General features: G+C 76.3%; 14 protein-coding genes and 1 pseudogene. 2 read left to right on the forward strand and 13 right to left on the reverse strand.

Features of this window, described 5'->3' with window-relative positions:
• The first annotated feature begins 25 nt into the window (after positions 1-25).
• A complete protein-coding gene (locus RE027_RS01895; protein WP_368806534.1) occupies positions 26-1,243 on the forward strand; it encodes a phosphotransferase in 1,218 nt (405 codons plus the stop codon).
• Here the strand turns inward: RE027_RS01895 and RE027_RS01900 are convergent.
• The 5 genes from RE027_RS01900 to RE027_RS01920 are packed head-to-tail and all read right to left on the reverse strand — an operon-like array spanning position 1,219 to position 10,260.
• Entirely contained in the window at positions 1,219-4,770 is a 3,552-nt protein-coding gene (locus RE027_RS01900) for an ATP-dependent helicase (RefSeq protein WP_368806535.1), read from the reverse strand. The genes RE027_RS01895 and RE027_RS01900 overlap by 25 nt on opposite strands.
• Complete coding sequence (locus RE027_RS01905; protein WP_368806536.1) at positions 4,767-8,111, reverse strand: ATP-dependent helicase; 3,345 nt, start codon at positions 8,109-8,111, stop codon at positions 4,767-4,769. The genes RE027_RS01900 and RE027_RS01905 overlap by 4 nt, the downstream gene beginning before the upstream one ends.
• Positions 8,112-8,142: 31 nt before the next feature.
• Entirely contained in the window at positions 8,143-8,583 is a 441-nt protein-coding gene (locus RE027_RS01910) for a helix-turn-helix transcriptional regulator (RefSeq protein ID WP_368806537.1), read from the reverse strand.
• Positions 8,584-8,611: 28 nt separating this feature from the next.
• Positions 8,612-9,106, reverse strand: a complete 495-nt coding sequence (locus RE027_RS01915) for a hypothetical protein (protein WP_368806538.1) — start codon at positions 9,104-9,106, stop codon at positions 8,612-8,614.
• Positions 9,103-10,260 (reverse strand): TerC family protein, encoded by a 1,158-nt coding sequence (locus tag RE027_RS01920; RefSeq protein ID WP_368806539.1) that lies wholly within the window; start codon positions 10,258-10,260, stop codon positions 9,103-9,105. Before RE027_RS01920 ends, RE027_RS01915 begins: the two co-directional genes overlap by 4 nt.
• A 285-nt stretch (positions 10,261-10,545) precedes the next feature.
• Between RE027_RS01920 and RE027_RS01925 the strand changes: the two genes are divergently transcribed.
• Positions 10,546-11,385 (forward strand): 3'-5' exonuclease, encoded by an 840-nt coding sequence (locus RE027_RS01925; RefSeq protein ID WP_368806540.1) that lies wholly within the window; start codon positions 10,546-10,548, stop codon positions 11,383-11,385.
• Between the two features lie 22 nt (positions 11,386-11,407).
• Here the strand turns inward: RE027_RS01925 and hemL are convergent, their stop codons facing one another.
• The 8 genes and pseudogenes from hemL to hemE form a co-directional block, all read right to left on the reverse strand.
• On the reverse strand, positions 11,408-12,724 hold the full coding sequence (hemL, locus tag RE027_RS01930) for a glutamate-1-semialdehyde 2,1-aminomutase (protein ID WP_368806541.1): 1,317 nt from the start codon (positions 12,722-12,724) through the stop codon (positions 11,408-11,410).
• Between the two features lie 52 nt (positions 12,725-12,776).
• Positions 12,777-13,787, reverse strand: coding sequence for a porphobilinogen synthase (gene hemB / locus RE027_RS01935; protein ID WP_368806611.1), 1,011 nt, complete (start codon positions 13,785-13,787; stop codon positions 12,777-12,779).
• A gap of 159 nt (positions 13,788-13,946) precedes the next feature.
• Positions 13,947-14,729, reverse strand: a pseudogene (locus tag RE027_RS01940) (uroporphyrinogen-III synthase); the annotation flags it as partial.
• Between the two features lie 5 nt (positions 14,730-14,734).
• Positions 14,735-15,691 (reverse strand): hydroxymethylbilane synthase, encoded by a 957-nt coding sequence (gene hemC / locus RE027_RS01945; protein ID WP_368806542.1) that lies wholly within the window; start codon positions 15,689-15,691, stop codon positions 14,735-14,737.
• Positions 15,688-16,896, reverse strand: a complete 1,209-nt coding sequence (locus RE027_RS01950) for a ferrochelatase (protein WP_368806543.1) — start codon at positions 16,894-16,896, stop codon at positions 15,688-15,690. The genes hemC and RE027_RS01950 overlap by 4 nt, the downstream gene beginning before the upstream one ends.
• Positions 16,893-17,630 (reverse strand): hydrogen peroxide-dependent heme synthase, encoded by a 738-nt coding sequence (gene hemQ, locus RE027_RS01955; protein WP_387919218.1) that lies wholly within the window; start codon positions 17,628-17,630, stop codon positions 16,893-16,895. Before hemQ ends, RE027_RS01950 begins: the two co-directional genes overlap by 4 nt.
• Positions 17,627-19,162 (reverse strand): protoporphyrinogen oxidase, encoded by a 1,536-nt coding sequence (gene hemG, locus RE027_RS01960; RefSeq protein ID WP_368806544.1) that lies wholly within the window; start codon positions 19,160-19,162, stop codon positions 17,627-17,629. The genes hemQ and hemG overlap by 4 nt, the downstream gene beginning before the upstream one ends.
• Positions 19,159-20,364: a uroporphyrinogen decarboxylase gene (gene hemE, locus RE027_RS01965; RefSeq protein ID WP_368806545.1), complete on the reverse strand. Its 1,206-nt coding sequence runs from the start codon at positions 20,362-20,364 to the stop codon at positions 19,159-19,161. The genes hemG and hemE overlap by 4 nt, the downstream gene beginning before the upstream one ends.
• Between the last annotated feature and the right edge of the window lie 35 nt (positions 20,365-20,399).

The following is a 20,399-nucleotide window of genomic DNA, read 5'->3' on the forward strand; positions in this document are numbered from 1 at the left end:
CCTGGCCTCTTGTAGGGTGAACGCCGTGAGCACCTCCCTCGAGCACCTGGCCGCCGTCGCCGCCGCAGGCGTCCCCGGACTCGCGCCCGTGGCCGTGGGCCCCTCGCCGGACGACGACGCCGACTTCCGCTCCGCCGTGGTCCTCGACGCGGCCGGCCGCCGGTGGCGGGTCCGCTCACCGCTGAGCCCCGAGGCCAGCGTGCGCCTGGAGACGGAGCACCTCGTGCTGCGCTGCTTCACCCCCGCGGTTCGTTCCCGCCTGCCCTTCCTCGTGCCCACCGCCGCGGGGTCCGTGGAGGACGGGCACCTGCACGCCTTCGTGCACTCGCACATCGAGGGCGCCCCGCTGGACATCGACGAGCTCGCCCGGATGGCCGCCGCACCGGACCCGGAGCACCACCGCCACGTGCCCAGCGCCGAGCCGCCGCCCACGCTGAGCGTGCAGCTCGGGCGTCTGCTGGCCGCGATCCACGCGCTGCCGCCGGCGCTGGTGCTCGACGCCGACCTCCCCAGCTACACGGCCGAGCAGTGCCGGCAGCGGCGCCTCGTGGAGCTGCGCCGGGCCGCCGCCACGAACCGGGTGCCCGCCGCGCTGCTGCAGCGGTGGGAGCAGGTCCTGGAGGACCGGGCCGTGTGGCAGTTCCCGCCCCGGGTGGTCCACGGCGACCTGCAGGAGGACGACCTGCTGATCTCCCGCGGCCGGGTGCGCGGGGTGACCGGCTGGACCGACCTGCACGTGGGCGATCCCGCCGGGGACTTCGCGTGGCTCCTGGCGGCCCGTGACCGCCGGCTCGCCGAGGGCGTGCTGGAGGCGTACGCCGCGGCCTGCCGCCGGACCTCGTTCCAGGCCCCGGACCGGGAGCCGGACCCCCACCTGCTGGACCGCGCCCGGCTGGACGCGGAGCTGGCCCTCGCCCAGTGGCTGGTGCGCGCGGTGGACCGCGGCATGGACGCGCTCGTGGCGGACGCGGAGGAGATGCTCGCGACCCTCGCCCAGGACGTCTCCCGGCGCTCCGCGACCGACTCCGGCGAGACGCCGGACCCGTCGGCCGCGGAGCCCGCGGACCGTGTCCCGGCGGACCGGCCCCCCGGTTCCGCGATCACCGGAGAGCCGGCGTCCGGGCATCCGGCCCCCCGGGGCCGGGCCGCGGACAGCGGGCAACCGGTCGACGGGCAACCCGTCAGCGCGCGGGACCGGGCCGAGCGGTCCGAAACCGGTCAGGGACGCAGCACCACGTCGTAGGCCTTACGGACCACCGCCTCGAGCTCCTCCGCCCCCGAGAGGTCGTGCGGGCGGACCACCCGGTCCTCGGCCACGTAGTAGAAGGCCGCCGTGACCTGCTCGAGCGGAACGCCCCGCAGCCGGGACCACGCGAGCCGGTAGACGGCCAGCTGCGCCGAGCGCTCCTGCAGCTCCCGGCCGGCCGGGGCCCGCCCGGTCTTCCAGTCGACGAGCTCCCACGTGCCGTCACCGTTGCGGAACACCGCGTCCACCCGGCCCCGCACCGTGATCCCGGCGATCGGGGTCTCGAGCGGGAACTCCACGGCGTGCGGCTGCCGGTCCGCCCACGGGCTCGACCGGAACGCCGCCGCGAGCTCGGGCAGGTCGTAGGCCTCGTCGACGTACTCGTCGGCCGTGCCGGGCAGCTCGCCGACGTCGAAGATCGCGGAGCTGCCGTAGTACTGCTCGATCCACGCGTGGAAGGTGGTGCCCCGCCGCGCCGCGGTGCCCGGCCGCCGCGGCATGGGGCGGCGCAGGCCCGAGACCACCTCGAGCGGGTCGCGGGCCAGCGCCACGAGCGTCGACGCGGAGACGTGGGACGGCATGGGCACCGACCGCTCCGTCCGCCCCTCCTCGTGCCGGGCCAGCAGGATCCTCGCCTCCTCGGACCAGCGCCGCGGGTCCGGTGAGCGCCCGTCGCGCTCCCCCACGCCGAGCAGGTCCTCGACGTCCAGGTCCGCGGTGTCCCCGAAGCCGCGCTCCCTGACCGCGCGGGCGGCCCGCTCCAGCCGGGAGCGGCGGCCGAGGTGCGGCGGCGGGCTCACCCGCACGGCGCTCGAGCCGTCCTCGCCGGTCACCGTCTCGGTGACCTCGGGACCCTCCAGCGGGTCGTAGGGCCACGGCGCGCTCAGCACCGTGGCGGCAGCCGGGTTGCGCGTCCCCTCCGGCACCTCGGCCCAGGGGCCCCGGCGGACGGGAGGCGCCGCCCCCTTCGTCAGCGGCGCCAGCTCGGCCACGAACACGGAGGGCTCCTGGCCCTGGGCCGCCGTGCCGCGGAAGACGGTGCTGGAGAGCTCCAGCACCGTCCGGGCACGGGTCACGGCCACGTACGCCAGGCGGCGCTCCTCGTCCTCGGCGTGCTGCGCCGCGAGCTCGAGGAACTCCGTGTGGGACTCCTCGAGGGCCTTGAGGTCGGTGCTGTCCACCGACCACTGCGGCAGGAACCGCGCGTCCCCGCGCAGCGGCCACGCCAGGGCCCCGGTGTCGAGGGTCCAGCGCGCGGGGTTGTCGGTCGGGAAGTTCTTCGTGTTGAGGCCGGGCACGTAGACGTGGTCCCACTCGAGGCCCTTGGACGAGTGCACCGTGACCAGCTGCACGGCGTCGTGCCGGGTGCGGTCGGGACCCGGCTCGAGCCCGTTCTCCTCCGCCAGCGTGACGTCGAGCCAGGCGAGGAACGCCGAGACGTCGCCGGTCGCGGAGGACGCCGTGAACGCCTGCGCCGCCTCCTGGAAGGCGTCCAGGTTCCGCCGCGCCCGGTGGGACGAGCGGTGGGGGTGCGCCGCCACCTCGACGTCGAGGCCGAGGACCGTCTCGATCTCGTGCAGCAGGCTCGGCAGGTCGTCGGAGAGGTAGGAGCGCAGGTGCTCCAGCTCCGCCCGCAGCTCGGTCAGCCGCGCCCGCGCGGTCCCGGACAGGGACCGGGCCTGCGCGGACGTCCAGCCGGGGCGCGGGAGGGTCTCGATCGCCTCGATCAGCGACGCGTGGTCGGAGAGGTCGGGCTCGACCAGGGCCTCGTCCTCGGCCTCCTCCGGGGTCACCGGGCTCTCCAGGTCCTCGGGCCGGCCCGCCTGCGCGGCCTCGGTGCGGCGCCGTTCCAGGTGCGACGCCCAGTCGGAGAGCGCCATGAGGTCCCGGGTCCCGATCCGCCACCGGGCCCCCGCGAGCAGGCGCACGAGGGCGTCCGAACGGCCGGGGTCGTCCAGCACCCGCAGGGTCGCGACGACGTCGGAGACCTCCGGGGTGCTGAGCAGCCCGCCGAGGCCCACGACCTCGTAGGGGATCCCGCGGGCGGCCAGCTCCCGGCGCACGGGCTCGATCTGTGCGCGCTTGCGGCAGAGCACCGCCATGGTGGGCATCTGCTCCTCCGGCTCCCCGCGGTGCTCCTCGCGGCGGGCGAGCACCTGCTCCGCGAGGGCGGCCGCCTCCTCGACGTCGGTGGCGTACCGGCTGAGCCGGACGTGGCCGGTGCCGGCCCCGGGCCGGGGCGTGAGTTCGGGGACGGTCAGGGAGGACGCCCCCCTCGCCCACGCCGGCGGGGTGCGCAGAGGGGCCGCCAGGGTGTTGGCGACGTCGAGGATGCCGGCGTCGTTGCGCCACGCGGTGGTGAGGAAGCTCGGCTCCCCGTCCTCCCCGGGTGCGACCGGGAAGGAGTCGTGGAAGCCGAACAGCTGCCCCGCCGAGGCCCCGCGGAACCCGTAGATCGACTGCTGGGGGTCGCCCACGGCCATCACGGAGTGGCCGTGCCCGAACAGGGCGGCGAAGAGCCGCAGCTGGGCGTGCGAGGTGTCCTGGAACTCGTCGAGGAGCACCACGCGGTGCTGCTCCCGCTCGGTCCGGCGGGCGGCCGGGTCCTGCTCGGCCAGCCGGGCGGCGGCGGAGAGCAGGTCCCCGAAGTCCATGGCCTGGGCCTCCTCCTTGCGCCGGGCGAAGTCCGCCACGAGCTCGGCGAGGACCCACGCGGTGCGCTGGTTCTCCTCGACCTTCTTCAGCTGCGCGCCGAGGGTCTTCTTCCGCCGGCCCGGTGGCGTGGTGGCCAGCTCGCCGAGCAGCTGCGCCGCGAAGCGCTCCACGGCCTCCGGCGCCACGAGGTGCTCCGCGCACGCCGAGGCGAGGTCGAGGACCGCGCGGACCATGGTGGACTTCGCGGGCATGGCCTCGAGGAGCTCCCCGGTCCAGGCCTCCACGGTCTGCGCGGCGATCTGCCACGTCCGGGCCTGGCCCAGCAGCGTGGTGTCCGGCTCGATGCCGATCCGCAGCCCGTAGTTGCGCACGAGGGTGTTGGCGTAGGCGTGGTAGGTGCTGACCGTGGGGTCCTGGGGCGCGGCCGGGGCGTCGTCGTCCTCGACGCCGACGGGCGCGACGAGGCCGTGGGCGCGCAGCCGGGCGAGCCGGGTGCGCATCCGCTCCCCCAGCTCCCCGGCGGCCTTGCGGGTGAACGTGACGCCGAGGACCTGGTCCGGGGCGACGACGCCGTTGGCCACGAGCCAGACGACCCGGTCGACCATGGTCGCGGTCTTGCCCGAGCCCGCGCCGGCGACCACGAGCCGGGGCGAGAGCGGGGCGGAGATCACGGCGGACTGCTGCGCGGTGGGGCGGTTGCCCCCGAGGTGCTCGGCGAGCTCCTCGGGGCTGTACCGGGGCTCGACGCCGTCGTAGGGGTGCCGGCCCGCGTCGTGCCCGGGCCGCTCGGTGCGGGGCGTGGAGACCTCGGTCATGGGTGCGTCGCCCTTCTCGTGTCCGGGTGCGGTGCTGCCGGGGACAGTGCTCACGGTTCGCTCACCTGCCGGCCCTCGGCGCAGAGGGGACAGATCTGGGGCAGCTTGCACCCGTGCCCGCCGAAGGCGTTCTCCGCCTGGTCGTGGCGGGCGACGAAGCGCTCCCCGGCCACGAGCTCCGCGGCGCGGGTGATCAGGTCCCGGGCCCAGGTGTCCTCGGGGTCCAGGGGGTCCTGCTGCTGCACGGACGGGGACTTCGCCCGGGTGCCGAGCTGGACGAGCAGGGCACCGCCGGAGAGCTCCGTGACCGTGCCGCCGGGCAGCTCGAGGACGGTCTCGCCCTCGTCCGCGACCATGGCCGTTCCCGCCCCCGCGGACAGTGCCACCTGGTAGGCCGCCAGCTGGGGGTGCTCGGCGATCCTCGCCCCGGCCGGCTGGTTCCGGCCCGTCTTGAGGTCGACGACGACGTAGCGGCCCTGCTCGTCGAGCTCCAGGCGGTCCACGCGGCCCCGGAGGAGGGCGTCCCGGGCCCGTCCCTGGACGAGGACGCTGAAGGAGCCCTCCACCGAGGCCAGCCGCCGGCCGTGCCGGCTGCGGGCGTCCACGACGTACCGGGCGAACTTGCCCAGCATCTGCCGGGCACGCTCGAGCTGCACCGCGGACTCCCACGTCTCGGGCAGCCCCAGGGTCGGCCAGCGGCGTTCGAGCTCGGCCACCAGCTCGGAGCCCGGGGCCTCCGGGAACTCCTCGGCGATGGCGTGCACCAGGGAGCCGAGGCTGCGGCTGAGGTCGGTGGCGGCCTCGGCGCGGGAGGCCGAGACGAACCAGTCGAGCGGGGAGCGGTGGATGGTCTCGATCCGGGACGGGGAGACGGGCACCGGCACCCCGTCGTCGAAGACCGGGTCCGTGCTGGAGAGCTCGGCCGCCCCCCACCAGGTGTCCGGATGGGCGCCGGGCACCGGGCGCGGGGAGGAGGCGATGCGGTGGAGCAGCCGTGCGGCCGCCTCGGAGCGCACCGGGTCCTCCTCGTGCAGCTGCACCCACTGGCGCAGCTCTGCCACGAGGGCGCGCAGCGTCATGGGCCGCGGGGCGTCGACCACGGCCCGCACGCCGGCCTCCGGTCCGGCGCCGGGCGGGTCGACGAGGTCGAGGAACTCGGAGGGCTGCTCGTCCTCGTCGGAGGCCGCCGTCACCACGAGCGTCCTCCGGCTGCGGGAGACCGCGGCGGCGAAGGAGCGCAGCTCGTCGTGGCGGACCTCCCGCATCCGGGTCACCGGCGTGACCCGCGCGGCCTGGTCCACCCCGAGGTCGAGGGCGTCCGTGAGCAGGTCCGCGGCCAGCAGCTGCCCGCGCAGGCGGGTGTTCGGCCACACGCCCTCCTGGACCCCGGCGACGAAGACGACCGGCCACTGCCGGCCCGCCGAGGTGGCCGGTGTCATGATCTCGACGGTCTCGTCGGTCGGGGCGCGGGCGGCCAGGGTGTCCATGGGCAGCTCCTGGCTCTCGATGTAGTCCAGGAACTGGGCGGGGCTCGCACCGGGCAGGTGGTCGACGTAGCGCTCGGCCGCCTCGAACAGGCTCACGACCGCGTCGAGGTCGCGGTCGGCCCGCCGGCCCGCCGGACCGCCCTCGAGGGCGCGGCGGCGCCAGGGCTCGGCGACCCCGGCCGCCTCCCACAGCGCCCACAGGACGGTCTCGGCGGTGGCGCCCTCCTCGCGCAGCGCGCGCCGGCCGGCCGTGAGCATCCGGGCGATCCTGCGGGCGGGCACCGAGCGCACTCCGGCCGCGTCGAGCGCCCCGGGTGCCACGAGGGCCTCCACGAGCAGGTCGTCGCTGGTGCGGCCCCCGCCGCCGGCGAGCTCCTCGGCCCGGAGCCGCTGGCGCAGCCGCCGGAGGTCCATCGGCGAGGCACCCCCGATCCGGGAGGACAGCAGCTCCACGGCCGCCTGCACCGTGAGGGCACCGAAGTGCCCGTCGTCCCTGCGCTCCGCGGCCGCGGCCTCGGTGACGATCCGCAGCGCGCCGAGCATCGGGCGCACGGCCGGTTCGTCCCGCACCGGGGTCTCCGCGGCGGAGGTGCTGACGGGCACGCCCAGGGCCGAGAGCTGGCGCTCCAGGCTCTCCAGGTGGCGGCCGTTGCGCACGACCACGGCCATGTCCGCCAGCGGGACGCCCTGCACGAGGTGCCGCTCCAGGACCTGGTGGGCGATCCAGCGGGCCTCGTGCAGCGGGGAGGAGAGCACCACCGTGCTGACCTCCCCCCGCTCCGCCGCGCCGTCGGAGTGCTCCAGCCGGCGCGGATGCCTCGCCCCGGCCACGGCGGGGACGCGCTCCGCCACGCGCTCCCAGACGTCGGCGACGGCCGGCGGCATCCGCTGGCTCTCCCCCAGCAGGTGCCGGTGGAGCGGGCGGCCGGGTTCGGCGAGGCGGTCCTCGAGGGTGCGCAGGAGGTCGGGCCGGGCGCCCCGGAAGCCCTGCACCACGGTGTCCGTGCAGGCGGTCAGCACGGTGTCCCTCCCCCGGCACAGGACGGCGAGCAGCCGGTGGATCGAGGGCGTCGCCTCCTGGAGGTCGTCCACGAGCACGAGGTCCAGCCGTTCCTGCTCGGCCCGCAGGAACTCCGGCTGCTCCTCGAGGACCCGGGCGGCCTCGGTCACCAGGGCGGCGGGGTCGTAGGACTCGGGCATCCGGAGCCGGCGCACGGCCTGGTACTCGGCGCGCATCCCGGCGGCCGCGGACCAGTCCGGCCGTTCCAGCCGGCGGGCGAGGGCCCGGAGGTCGGCGGGCGCGAGGTCGTACTCCGACATCCGGTCGAACAGCTCGCGCACCTCCTGCCGGAAGCCCCGGGTGCCCAGCGCCTCCTGGAGGTCCGCCGGCCACACCACGGCGGTGCCCTCCCCGGCGGCGTGCCCGGCCATGAGCTCGCCGATGAGGACGTCCTGCTCGGGGCCGGACAGGAGCTTGGGCCCGCGGGTCACGCCGGCGAGCAGCCCCTCGTTCTGGGCCCGCCGGAGCAGGTCGAAGGCGTAGGACTGCCAGGCCCGCACGGGCGGGGAGCTCATGGTGGCGGCCACGGCGGCCGTGAGGTCGTCCCGCAGCCTGGCCGCGGAGAGCCGGGAGGGGGTGAGCACGAGCAGCCGGTCCGGGTCGAGGCCCTGCCGGATCCGGCGCGCCGCGAGCTCCACGAGCACCCGGGTCCGTCCGGTCCCGGGTCCGCCGAGCACCAGCCGGGGACCGCACCCTGCGGGGAGCCCGGCCACGACCTCCTGCTCGGCACCGGGCCGCCAGGACGGGCGTTCGGGATCGGCGCCGGCGGGGGGCACCAGGCTCCAGCGCACCGGACCCGCAGCGGGCGCGGCGGCGGTGGCGTGGGGGCTGTCCTCGGAATGCCGCATGGGTCTCATCTCATCACGGCACTCCGACGGACTAAGGCACGACGCCCTCGCCCCCGTCCTCCGCCGGGGCGAGGACGGCCAGCAGCTCCCCGATCTCGTGGGCGGCGACGGTCGGGTGCCGGAAGGGCCGGTGCCCGTCGACCGTGTAGCGGCTGCGGCGCCCGTTCCGCTGCCGGCTGAGGTAGCCGGCGGACTCCAGGTCCTTGAGGATGCTCAGCGTGGCCCGCCCCGAGATGCCCACCTGGGCGGCGATCTCGCTGACCCGGGCGTCCCGGGAGCGGGTCACGGCCAGCAGGACGTGGCCGTGGTTGGTCAGGAAGGTCCACGGCGGCCGCGTTCCGGGCACGGTGCCGCCCGGCTCGGGCGCCCCGGCCGGTGCGGCCCTCCGCGGCCGCGCCTCGGCCGGGGCGCCGTCCGCCCGGACCTGGTCCGGCGGCTCGACGTCGGCCGGGGACGCTGAGGGGCAGGTCATCTCGGGCTCCTCCCGTGGGGTGGCTGGTTCACAGCTCGTCGAGGCCCCGGGAGCGCGCCGGGCGGTGCACCGCGAGCGGTGAGGCCGTCCCGGCGGCGACGAGCACCACCCCGGGCCCGTGCTGCACCGTGGGCACCGGGACCTGGGCCGGGGTGACGACCAGCGGGGCCCCGGCCCGGTGCGCCGCGTGCGCCACGGCGATCGCCCGCGCCTGACGGGCGCCGCGGAGGGGACAGTTCCGGTGCCAGACCGCCTGCACGCGGACCGTCACCCCGGCGGTCTCCAGGGCCGGCAGGGCGCGGGCCGCGACGGCCTGCGCCTCCTGCAGCGCCTGTTCGTGCACGCGCCGGGCGATGACGGCGTCGGCGGTGAACGCCGACCGCAGCACGGGCACGAGCAGGAGCACGGGCCGCCCCTCCTCCGTGGCGATGCGGGCGGCGCGGCGGGCGACCGCCGCGGCCTCGGGGCCGTCGGTGATCACCGCGGCGACCGGTCGGCGGGCGCCGGTGGACGGAACGCTCATCGTGGTTCTCCTTCGTGGTGTCGGTCATGGTCGTCGTGGGCGCCGGGCCGGATGCCGTCCCCGGCGCCCCGGCGGGCCGGGGCTCCGCCGTCGTGGAGCCCGACGGCATCCTGGTCGGCCTCCCCGGCGCTCCGGCGGACGGTGGGGTACCTGCGGCCCCACAGCAGGTCCAGCGCGTCGATCTCGGCCTCCGAGGCGGTGCGGAAGGGCGGCACGGGCGGGGACGGCAGGGCCCGGCGGCCCGCACCGCGGGTGGCCCGCAGGCTGGTGACCACCGAGACCGTCAGGATCGTGGCCACCACCGCCAGGGAGATGCTGGTGGGGATGTAGAAGAGGTCGATCTTGAGCAGCATCTTGGTCCCCACCCAGATCAGCACCAGGGCCAGGCCGACCTTCAGGTACACGAAGCGGTGGATCAGGTCCGCGAGCAGGAAGTACATCGCCCGCAGCCCCAGGATCGCGAAGGCGTTGGCGGTGAAGACGAGGAACACCTCGTCCGTCACGGCGAAGATCGCCGGGATCGAGTCCACCGCGAAGACCACGTCGGTGACCTCGACCAGGACCAGCACCGCCAGCAGCGGGGTCGCCAGCAGCACGCCGTCCCGGCGCACCACCAGCTTCTGCCCGTAGAAGGCGTCGGTCATGGGCACGAAACGGCGGAACACCCGCAGCACCTTCGACCGCTCCGGGTCCAGGTGCTCGTTGCGCTGCCGGATCATCCGCCACCCGGTGTAGAGCAGGAACGCCGCGAAGACGTAGAGGATCCAGGAGAAGTGCTGGATCAGCAGGGCGCCGGCGGCGATGAACAGGCCGCGGAACACCAGGGCGCCGAGCACGCCCAGGAACAGCACCCGGTGCTGGTACTCCCGCGGAACGGCGAACCAGCTGAAGATGATGGCCCACACGAACACGTTGTCCACGGCCAGGGACTTCTCGATCAGATATCCGGCGAAGTACTGCTGGCCGAACTCCGCGCCCCACACCCACCAGACCAGCGCACCGAAGCCGACCCCGAAGACCACCCACACCCCCGACCACACGGCCGCCTCGTGCACCCCGATGACGTGCGCGTGGCGGTGGGCGAACAGGTCGACGGCCAGCATCACCAGGATGAAACCCAGCACCGCGGCCCAGACCCAGAACGGAACTTCCATGACGAACCTCCCGATCGATCCGATCGGAGGTCTCTCCCGGCCCTCGACGGGCTCGTCCGCCGGGCCCCGAACACGGGGCCGTAGTGACGACGGGACGCTGGTGGGATACTCCCCTCCCTGTGCCGACCAGTGAAGCACGCTTCACCTGTTCCGGCAAGACCCCGGCCGGTCCGCCCGGGCCGGGAGGGCACCGCGGACGACGGACGGTGCGGGGGTCCGGCCCGGGCGGCGCCGGCGGTGCACGGCCGTGCACGGCGGGTCGGGGGCGGCCGGTACGGTGGAGCCATGTCGCCGTCCTCACACCCCGTCGAGCCCACCGGGCAGCCGCCCCTGTTCGACGCCGCGCCCCTGCGCGCACGGCCCGCGCCGTCCCCGGCGGGCACCGCCGCGGAGCAGGCCGTCCTGTTCGACCTCGGGGCGCCGGGCGGCGCCCCGGCGTGGACGGAGGGACCGCGGGCGGCCTTCGACCTCGAGACGACCGGCCGTGATCCGCGCACGGCCCGCATCGTCACGGCGACCGTCGTGCGCACCGACGCCTCCGGCGCGGTGACGGACGAGTGGGAGTGGTTGGCGGACCCGGGGGTGGAGATCCCGGAGGAGGCGGCGGCCGTGCACGGGGTGAGCACCGAGCGCGCCCGCGCCGAGGGCAGGTCCGCGGCGGAGGTGGTCGCACAGGTCGCCGGTGTCCTGGCCGAGCTGTTCGCGGCGGGAACGCCGGTGCTGGTGTTCAACGCCGCCTACGACTTCACGGTCCTCGCGCGGGAGGCCCGGCGGCACGGCGTGAGCGTCCCGGCGCCCTTCCCGGTGCTCGACCCGTTCGTGCTCAACAAGCAGGTGCACAAGTACCGGCGCGGCAAGCGGACCCTCGGGGCGCTCTGCGAGGAGTACGGGGTCGAGCTCACGGCGGCGCACACCTCCGCGGCCGACGCGGTGGCCACCGAGCGGCTCGCCGTGCTCATGGCGCACCGCTTCCCCGCGCTGGCGCGCCCGGCCGCGGACCTGCACGCCGACCAGGTGGGCTGGGCCGCGGAGCAGGCGGCGGACCTGCAGGCGTACTTCCGCCGCACCCGTCCGGACGCGGTGGTCGACGGCGCCTGGCCGGTGGGCTCCTCCGAGGACGCCTGAGCGTCCCCGGAGGACCCGGGTGTCAGGCCGCCGGCCGGGCCTCGGCGGCCGCGCGGGCCGCGGCCGGGAGGGCGGAGACGATCCGCTCCATCGCGGCGTCGTCGTGGGCCGCGGAGAGGAACCAGGCCTCGAACACGGACGGGGGCAGGTACACGCCCTGGTCCAGCATCGCGTGGAAGAACGCCGGGTAGCGGAACGTCTCCTGCGCCCTGGCCTGCGCGTAGTCGTGCACGCCGGTGGCCGAGGTGCCGAACGCGACCGAGAACAGGTTGCCGGCCGACTGGATCGAGTGGTCGACCCCCGCCTCGTTCAGCGCCGCCCGCACGGCCTCCTGCAGCTGCGCCGAGCGGCGGTCCACGGTCTGGTAGGCGATCCGGTCCGCGGTGCGCAGCGTCGCCGCGCCCGCGGCCATGGCCACGGGGTTCCCGGACAGCGTGCCCGCCTGGTAGACGGGGCCCAGCGGCGCGAGGTGGTTCATCACCTCGGCGCGGCCGCCCACGCCGGCCACGGGCAGGCCGCCGCCGATGACCTTGCCGAACATGAACAGGTCCGGCTCCCAGCCGTCCTCGCCGGCCGCGGTGAGGCCCCAGTAGCCCGCCTCGTGCACGCGGAACCCGGTGAGCACCTCGTCGAAGATCATCAGCGCCCCGTGCTCCCGGGTGATCCGGCGCAGCCCGGCGTTGAAGCCCTCGCCGGGGGCGACCACGCCCATGTTGGCGGGGGCGCCCTCGGTGATGACGGCCGCGATCCGGCCGGGGTGGGCGGCGAAGGCCTCCTCCACGGCGGCGAGGTCGTTGTAGGGCAGCACCAGGGTCTCGGCCGCGGTGGCCGCGGTGACGCCCGCGGAGCCGGGCAGGGCCAGGGTCGCCACCCCGGAGCCCGCCTCGGACAGCAGGGAGTCCACGTGCCCGTGGTAGCACCCGGCGAACTTCACGACCAGGTCCCGGCCGGTCACGCCGCGCGCCAGGCGGATCGCGGTCATGGCCGCCTCGGTGCCGGTCGAGACCATGCGCAGCTCGTCGATCGCGCCGATCCGCTCGACGACCAGCTCCGCGAGCTCGGTCTCGCCGCGCGTCGTCGCCCCGAAGGACAGGCCTCGCTCCACGGCCTCGTGCACCGCCTCGATGACGGTCGGGTGGGAGTGGCCGATGAGAGCGGGCCCCCACGAGCTGACGAGGTCCACGTACTCGCGGCCGTCGGCGTCGGTGAGGTACGGGCCCTTGGCCGCGGTGATGAACGGCGGGGTGCCGCCCACGGACGCGAACGCGCGCACCGGCGAGTTGACCCCGCCGGGCATGACCTTGCGTGCTCGGTCGAAGAGTTCCTGGGAAACGCTCATGGGTTCTGTCTGCTTCCTTCCGCCGGGGGTGCCGGCTCGGGGATGGTGGGGGTCAGGAGAGGCCGTTCTCCTCGCGGAACCAGTCCGCGAGCTCGACGGCGAAGTAGGTGAGCACGGAGTCGGCCCCGGCGCGGCGGATGGAGAGCACGGACTCCTGGACGGCGGCCCGCCGGTCGATCCACCCGTTGGCCGCGGCGGCCTCGATCATGGCGTACTCGCCGGAGATCTGGTAGGCGGAGACGGGCACCGGGGAGACCTCGGCGACGTCGCGCAGGACGTCGAGGTAGCTCATGGCGGGCTTGACCATGACCATGTCGGCGCCCTCGTCCAGGTCCAGCTGCAGCTCGTGCAGGGCCTCCCGCCGGTTGGCGGGGTCCATCTGGTAGGTGCGCCGGTCGCCCTGCAGCTGGGAGTCCACGGCCTCGCGGAACGGGCCGTAGAACGCCGAGGAGTACTTCACGGAGTAGGCCAGGACGGCGACGTCGGGGCGTCCCGCCTCGTCGAGGGCGGAGCGGATCACCCCGACCTGGCCGTCCATCATGCCGGAGGGGCCGAGCACGTGGGCCCCGGCCTCGGCCTGGGCGACGGCCATCCGGCCGTAGACCTCCAGGGTCGCGTCGTTGTCTACGGTCCCGTCGCCGGCCAGCACGCCGCAGTGGCCGTGGTCCGTGAACTCGTCGAGGCACAGGTCCGCCATGACCACCGTGTCGTCGCCCACCTCGGCGCGGACGGCGCGCAGGGCACGGTTCAGGATGCCCTCGGGATCGCACCCCGCGCTGCCCCGGGGGTCGCGCTCGGCGGGCACGCCGAAGAGCATGATCCCGCCCAGGCCCTTGGCCGCGACCTCCGCCGCGGCGCGCCGGAGGGAGTCCATGGAGTGCTGGACGACGCCCGGCATGGAGCCGAGCGGGGCGGGCTCAGTGAGCCCCTCCCGCACGAACACGGGCAGGATGAGGTCGGCGGGGTGGACCCTGGTCTGCGCGGCGAGGCGGCGCACGGCGGGGGTGCTGCGCAGCCGGCGGGGCCGGGACACCAGGTCGTAGCGCGGGGTTCGGTGGGTCACGGAGGTCGTCTCCTCGGTCGTGGGTGTCGTCGGTGTCGTCGGTGCGGGGCGCTGCGCCCCGTCGGGGGTCGCGAGGACCCGGGCGAGAGCGGCGCGGACCGCCTCCGGGGTGGGGCGGGACGCCGCGAGGGCGGACAAGCCGCGGTCGGCGGCGGCCCGGCGGGTCGGATCGCCGATGGCCACGAGGGCGGTGCCCGCCAGGACGGCCGGGTCGTCGCCGACGAGCTCGGCGAGGTGCGACGGCGCCGTGAGCACCACCGCATCGGCCTCGCCGGCGGCGAGGGCCGCCAGCAGCTCCGCCCGGTCCAGCGTCGGCACGCCGTCGGCGTGCTCCGCGCTGCCCGGGACGAGGGGTGCCGGGGCCGGCCACGGGACCGTCTCGTAGGCCGTGGCCGTGACGACACGGTACCCCTTCGCGGTCAGGCCCGCCTCGAGGGAGGGTCTCGCACGGGCGGAGAGGGGCAGCAGGACGGTGCCGGGGGCCGGTTCGGCCGGCCAGTCCGCGAGCAGCCCGGCGGCCGAGTGCGCCGTGCCGGGAACGAGGTCCGGGACCAGCCCGGCGGCCGTGAGGGCCGCCGCCGTGGCGTCCCCGACCGCGGCCACGCGCAGCCCCGCGCTCCGCGCCGCGGCCAGCCGGTCGCCGAGTCCCGGCCGGGCCGGGACACCGGCCACCGCCTGCAGGGCCCGGACCGTGTTGACCGAGGTCACGGCCAGCCACGTGCGCCCGGCCGTTCCAGGGTCCGACGCACGGTCCAGCAGCGCGGCCAGCGGCCCGGTGTCGGCCGGCAGGGTCGGCTCGAGCAGCGGCGCGAGCCGCACCCCGGCGCCCTCGGCCCGCAGCAGCGCCACGAGCTCCCGGGCGCGGTCGGCGGAGCGGGTGACGACCACCCGGGCGCCGCGCAGGGCGCCGGGGTGGTCGTCGTCGTGGCCGGGCGGCGGCACGGGTCTCAGAGCGTCAACCGGGCCAGCCGGCCGGCGCCGTCGGCGAGCAGCTCCTCGGCCAGTCGTGTGCCGAGGCCCCGGGCAGCGTCGACGGTGCGCTCCGCGGTCGTGCCGCTGCGGCGCATGAGCCGGCTGCCGTCGGGGTCGGCCACGACCACGTCGAGCACGAGCTCGTCGCCCTCGAGCCGCCCGAAGGTGCCCACGGGGGCGGCGCACCCGGCCTCGAGGCGGGTCAGCAGCGCCCGCTCGGCGGTCACGGCGAGCCGGGTGTCCCGGTGGTCCACCGCGGCCAGGGCCGCGGCGAGCGGGGCGTCGCCGGAGGCGTCCTCGGCGCGGCACTCCAGGGCCAGGGCGCCCTGGCCCGGTGCGGGGAGCATGACGGCAGGGTCGATCAGCTCCGTGATCGCGTCCTCCCGGCCCAGCCGCCGGAGCCCCGAGGCGGCGAGCACCACGGCGTCGAGGTCGCCGGGGGCCACGCGGGCCAGCCGGGTGCCCACGTTGCCGCGGATGTCGACGATCTCCAGGTCCGGGCGGGCCGCGCGCACCTGCGCCGCCCGCCGCGGGGAGCCGGTGCCGACCCTGGCCCCCGCAGGCAGCTGCGCGAGGGTCAGGCCGTCCCGGGCGCACAGGGCGTCACGTGGGTCCTCCCGCTCCGGCACCGCGGCCACCTCGAGCCCCGGCACGGGGGCGGTGGGCAGGTCCTTGAGCGAGTGCACGGCGAGGTCCACCGAGCCGGCCAGCAGCGCCGCGCGCAGGGCCGTGGCGAAGACGCCGGTCCCGCCCATCTGGGACAGCGGTCCGGTGAGCACGTCGCCCTCGGTGCGGATCGTGACGAGCTCGGGCTCCAGCCCGCCCGCCGCCGCCACGGCGCGGGCCGCCGTGGTGGTCTGGGTGAGGGCGAGCTGGGAGCCGCGGGTCCCGACCCGCAGGACCGGCCGTTCCGCGGCGGTCTCGGCGCTCACGCGGACCGCACCTCCCCCGCGTCGTCGAGGCCGGCCGGGATCGGCTCGCCCTCCGGCCGCTGGGCGATCGTCGGCCGCGGCCCGGAGGCGCCGCGCAGCACCTTGACGCAGCAGTCCGGGGCGCAGTCGTCGAACCACGTGCCCGGGGCGCACGCGGAGGCCCGCGGCGGCGCGGTGCGGTCGGCGACCCGCTGCTCCACGAGGTCCGCGAGCCCGGCCACGAAGGCCGGGTGCGTGCCCGCGGTGGGGGTGCGGACGGCGGGGAGGCCGAGCCGCTCGCAGGTCTCGAGGGCCTCGGTGTCGAGGTCCCACTTGACCTCCATGTGGTCGGAGACGAAGCCCAGCGGCACGAGCACCACGCCGGCGACGCCGCGCCCGGCGAGCTCCTCGAGGGCGTCGTTGACGTCCGGCTCGAGCCACGGCACCTGTAGGGGCCCGGAGCGGGACTGGTAGACGAGGTCCCAGGTGTGGTCCCCCAGCTCCTCCGGACCGACGCGCTCGAGCACGGTCCGGGCGACGGCCAGGTGCTGGGCCACGTAGGCGGAGTCCTCCTCGAAGTCCATCCGTGCCGGCCCGGAGGCCTCGGCGTCGGTGGTGGGGATGGAGTGGGTGCAGAACAGGACCGCGATCCGGCCCCCGTCGGCGCCGAGCCGCCCGCGGACCTGCGCGAGACCCTCGCGGAGGCCCTCGACGAAGGGCTGCACGAAGCCCTCGGAGTCGTAGTACTGGCGGACCTTGTCGATCTGCATCTCGTCCCGCAGGCCGAGCTCCTCGAGCGCGACGCCGTAGTCCTCCCGGTACTGCCGGCACCCGGAGTAGCTGGAGTAGGCGCTCGTGGCGAGGACCAGCAGCTTGCGCATGCCGCGGGCGTGGCACTCCCGCACCACGTCGGTCACGTAGGGCGACCAGTTGCGGTTGGCCCACAGCACGGGCACGTGCATCCCCCGGCCCAGCAGCTCGGCCTCGAGGGCGGCCCGCAGGGCACGGTTCTGGGCGTTGATGGGGCTCACACCGCCGTTGGCCCGGTAGTGGGTGGCGACCTCCTCGAGCCGCTCGTCGGGGATGCCGCGGCCCTTCGTGACGTTGCGCAGGAAGGGCAGGACGTCGTCCTGGCCCTCGGGCCCCCCAAAGGAGGAGAGGACGACGGCGTCGTAGTCCACGGGCGCGTGCGCCCGGGCACGGGACAGCTCGTTCTCGACGCTCATCGGAGCACCTCCGCGATCTCCTCGGTGCCGATCCGGCGACCGGTGTAGAAGGGTGTCTCCTCGCGCACGTGCAGCCGGGCCTCCGTGTTGCGGAAGGCCCGCATCACGTCCACGAGGTCCACGAGCTCGGGCGCCTCGAGGGCCAGCAGCCACTCGAAGTCGTTGAGCCCGAAGCACGCGATGGTGTTGGCGAGCACCTGCGGGTAGTCCCGCGCCGCCATCCCGTGGTTGCGCAGCATCTCGCCGCGGCGCTGGGGGTTCATGTAGTACCACTCGTAGGAGCGCACGAACGGGTAGACGCACACCCACTGCTCGGCCGGGACCCCGCGGGCGAAGGACGGCGAGTGGTTGCGGGTGAACTCCGCCTCCCGGTGGACGCCCATCGCGTTCCAGACCTGGGACGTGCCGGCCAGCAGCCCCGTGCGGCGCAGCCGGCGGACCGCCGCCTGCAGGGCCTGCGGGTCCTCGCCGTGCAGCCAGGTGAGGACGTCGGCGTCCTCGCGCATCCCGGAGACGTCGTAGACCCCGCGCAGCGTCACGCCCTCGGCCGCCAGCTGCTCGACGACGCCGTCGAACTCCGCGGCGGAGGCGTCGGCGGCGGCGGTGGACGCCGCGGGACGGGCGAACACGGACCAGACGGCCCAGTACAGCTGCTCCGCGCCCCCGTCCTGCGGCTGCTCGGGCGCGGCGGCGGGACGGCCGTCGTGCGGCTGCGGCCTGGTGTCGTGGCTCAAGGATCGGTCCTTTCGTCGGGTGTGGTCGGTGTCCTCCGGGCCGGCTCGGCCCGGGACGGCGCGGCGTCCTCCGGGACGCCCGCCTCGGCGAGCAGGGCGCGGACCTGCGCGCGGGTGTCGGCGACGACGGAGGCCAGCCCCGTGCCCGCCAGCCACCCGCCGACGGCGGCGGCGTCGGGCAGCTCCGCGAGCGCCCCGCGGAACTCCGCCACCCGCCGGGCGTGGCCGACCCCCGCACGGGGCAGGGCCGAGCGCCAGCGCACGATGTCGGCGCCGACCAGCTGCCGGGGCCGCAGGGTGACGCCCATCAGGGTCGAGGCGTCGGAGAGCGCCAGGCGGATGAGCTGGTCGTCGGGCAGGGCCACCTCGGGGGGCACCGCGGCGGGGTCGGCCTGGGCCCGGCCGTAGGACAGGCGCAGGACGTGCCGACCGGGGCCGGCGGCCTCCCGGACCCAGTCCCACTTCGCGCTGGCGTGGGTGAGGGCCTTGGCGCGCACCGCGGGCGCGTCCTCGCTCACGAGCAGGCCCGTGCCGCGCGGTGCGCCGTCCAGGCGGGGCTCGTCCACCACGAGCGTGGCCAGGGCCACCTGGGGACCCGGTTCCGGCATGAAGCGCTGGAGCTCGTCGCGGTGGCTCGCCAGGAGCCGGATGGCGGTCGCGCCGTCCGTGGCCATGACGAGCAGCTCGCCCCGGGCCACGGCGGTCTTCTCCCCGCGGCGCGGCTGGCGCTGGATGACCATCCAGCCGTCGCGCCGGGGATCGCGGTCCAGGGCGATGACGTCGTAGTCGGTCACGAGCTTCACGCCCGCCCGCTCGAGCTCGCGCACGAGCGTCTCGGACAGGGCGTTCATCCCGCCGCGCAGCCCGGCCACGTTCGAGCCCGCGGGGGCGGCACGGCGCAGGGCGCCCGCGGCGGCCCCGAGGGAGCCATGCTCGCGCAGGGCCTGGCGCAGCCCGGGAGCCACCGCGTCGACGTCGAGGTCGTCGGGGTGGGCGGAGTGCACGCCCGTGGTGAACGGCGCGACCAGCCGCTCGAGCACGCGCGCCCCCATCCGCGCCCGGACGAGCCCGCCGAGGGAGCGCTCGGTCAGGCCGACGAACGCGGGCAGCCGGCGGTCGAGCCCGGCGCGGGTGGCGCCCGCCCGGCCGAGGGCGGTCCGCAGCCGGGGCGCGCTCGGGTCGGCGGGGATGCCGAGGATCCCGGAGTCCGGGGCCGGCACCGCGCCCTCCGGCAGGAAGAGCCAGGAGCCGGCGCGGTGCGGCTGCACGACCCGGTCGCCCAGGCCGAGCTCGTCCAGGAGGTCGGGGACGGCCCGGGAGCGCGTCGCGAAGGACTCCGCCCCGGAGTCCATGACGAGGCCCGCCACCTGGTGGGCGCCGACGGCGCCGCCGAGGTGGTCCTCGGCCTCGACCAGCGTGACGCGCAGTCCGCGGGCGGCGAGGTCGTGGGCGGCCACGAGGCCGGAGACCCCGCCGCCCACCACGAGGGCGGAGCGCGGCCGGATCCGCCGTCCGCCGGGTCCGGGGCTCACGGCGTTCCCTCGCGCGGGGACTGCTCCAGCGGCTGGTCGTGGACGAAGCCCACGAGGTCGGTCAGCACCTGGGGGTCCGTCCCCGGGGGGACGCCGTGGCCGAGGTTGACGACGTGGCCGGGCGCGGAGTCCCCGCCGCGCAGCACCTCGCGCACGTGCTCGGCCAGCACGGGCCACGGGGCGGCGAGCAGGGCCGGGTCGATGTTGCCCTGGAGCACCGTGCGGCCGCCGAGCCGGCGGTTGGCCTCCTCGAGCGGCAGCCGGTAGTCGACGCCGACGGCGTCCGCCCCGGCGTCGCGCATGGCCGGGAGCAGCTCGCCCGTGCCGGTCCCGAAGTGCACCCGGGGCACGGGGAGGTCGGCGACGGCGCCGAGCGCGGCCGCCGAGTGCTCCAGGACGTGCGCACGGTAGTCGGCCAGCGAGAGGGAGCCGGCCCAGGAGTCGAACAGCTGCACGGCGGAGGCACCGGCCTCGACCTGGGCGCGCAGGAACGCGCCGGAGGTCCGGGCCGCCCACTCGGCGAGCGCCCGCCACGCGGCGGGGTCGGCGTGCATCATGGTGCGCGGCAGGAGGTGGTCCCGCGAGGGCCCGCCCTCCACCATGTAGGCGGCCACGGTGAAGGGGGCCCCGGCGAAGCCGATGAGCGGGGTGGCACCGAGCTCGGCGACGGTGCGGGCGACGGCCTCCCGGATCGGGTCCAGGGCGGCGGCCTCGAGCTCCGGGAGGGCGGCCACGTCCGCGGCGGTGCGCACGGGGCGCTCCAGCACGGGCCCCCGGCCGGGGACGATCTCGACGTCCACCCCGGCCACGCGCATGGGCACGACGATGTCGGAGAAGAAGATGGCGGCGTCGACGTCGTGCCGGCGCACCGGCTGCAGGGTGATCTCGGCGGCCATCGCGGGGTCGAGGCAGGCGTCGAGCATCGCGGTGCCCTGGCGGAGGCTGCGGTACTCCGGCAGCGAGCGGCCCGCCTGCCGCATGAACCACACCGGGCGGCGGGCGGGCGTGCGGCCGGTGAGGGCCTGCAGCAGGGGCGCGTCCAGCGTCCCTGCGGAGCGCAGCGGGTGGCGCTCCGGCAGCGCCCCGAGCGAGCCGGTCAGGCGGTCGAGCGCCGTCGCGGGGTGGGTGCCGTCCGTGGGATGCCCGGGAACGGCTGCGGTCGACGTGTCCGGCGTGCTCGCCGTCTCAGGGGTGGTAGGCATAGTGCCTCCATTGTGCCAAGGAACACCGACGTCGT

The organism is Kocuria sabuli (genome assembly GCF_040981185.1).
In the GTDB taxonomy this organism is placed as follows: Bacteria; Actinomycetota; Actinomycetes; order Actinomycetales; family Micrococcaceae; genus Kocuria; species Kocuria sabuli.

Coding starts and splice junctions, on each gene's coding strand:
- RE027_RS01905 (WP_368806536.1), bottom strand. CDS start 8,111: ATGCGGCATTCCGAGGACAGCCCCCACGCCACCGCCGCCGCGCCCGCT.
- RE027_RS01910 (WP_368806537.1), bottom strand. CDS start 8,583: ATGACCTGCCCCTCAGCGTCCCCGGCCGACGTCGAGCCGCCGGACCAG.
- RE027_RS01915 (WP_368806538.1), bottom strand. CDS start 9,106: ATGAGCGTTCCGTCCACCGGCGCCCGCCGACCGGTCGCCGCGGTGATC.
- RE027_RS01920 (WP_368806539.1), bottom strand. CDS start 10,260: ATGGAAGTTCCGTTCTGGGTCTGGGCCGCGGTGCTGGGTTTCATCCTG.
- RE027_RS01925 (WP_368806540.1), top strand. CDS start 10,546: ATGTCGCCGTCCTCACACCCCGTCGAGCCCACCGGGCAGCCGCCCCTG.
- hemL (WP_368806541.1), bottom strand. CDS start 12,724: ATGAGCGTTTCCCAGGAACTCTTCGACCGAGCACGCAAGGTCATGCCC.
- RE027_RS01950 (WP_368806543.1), bottom strand. CDS start 16,896: ATGAGCGTCGAGAACGAGCTGTCCCGTGCCCGGGCGCACGCGCCCGTG.
- hemE (WP_368806545.1), bottom strand. CDS start 20,364: ATGCCTACCACCCCTGAGACGGCGAGCACGCCGGACACGTCGACCGCA.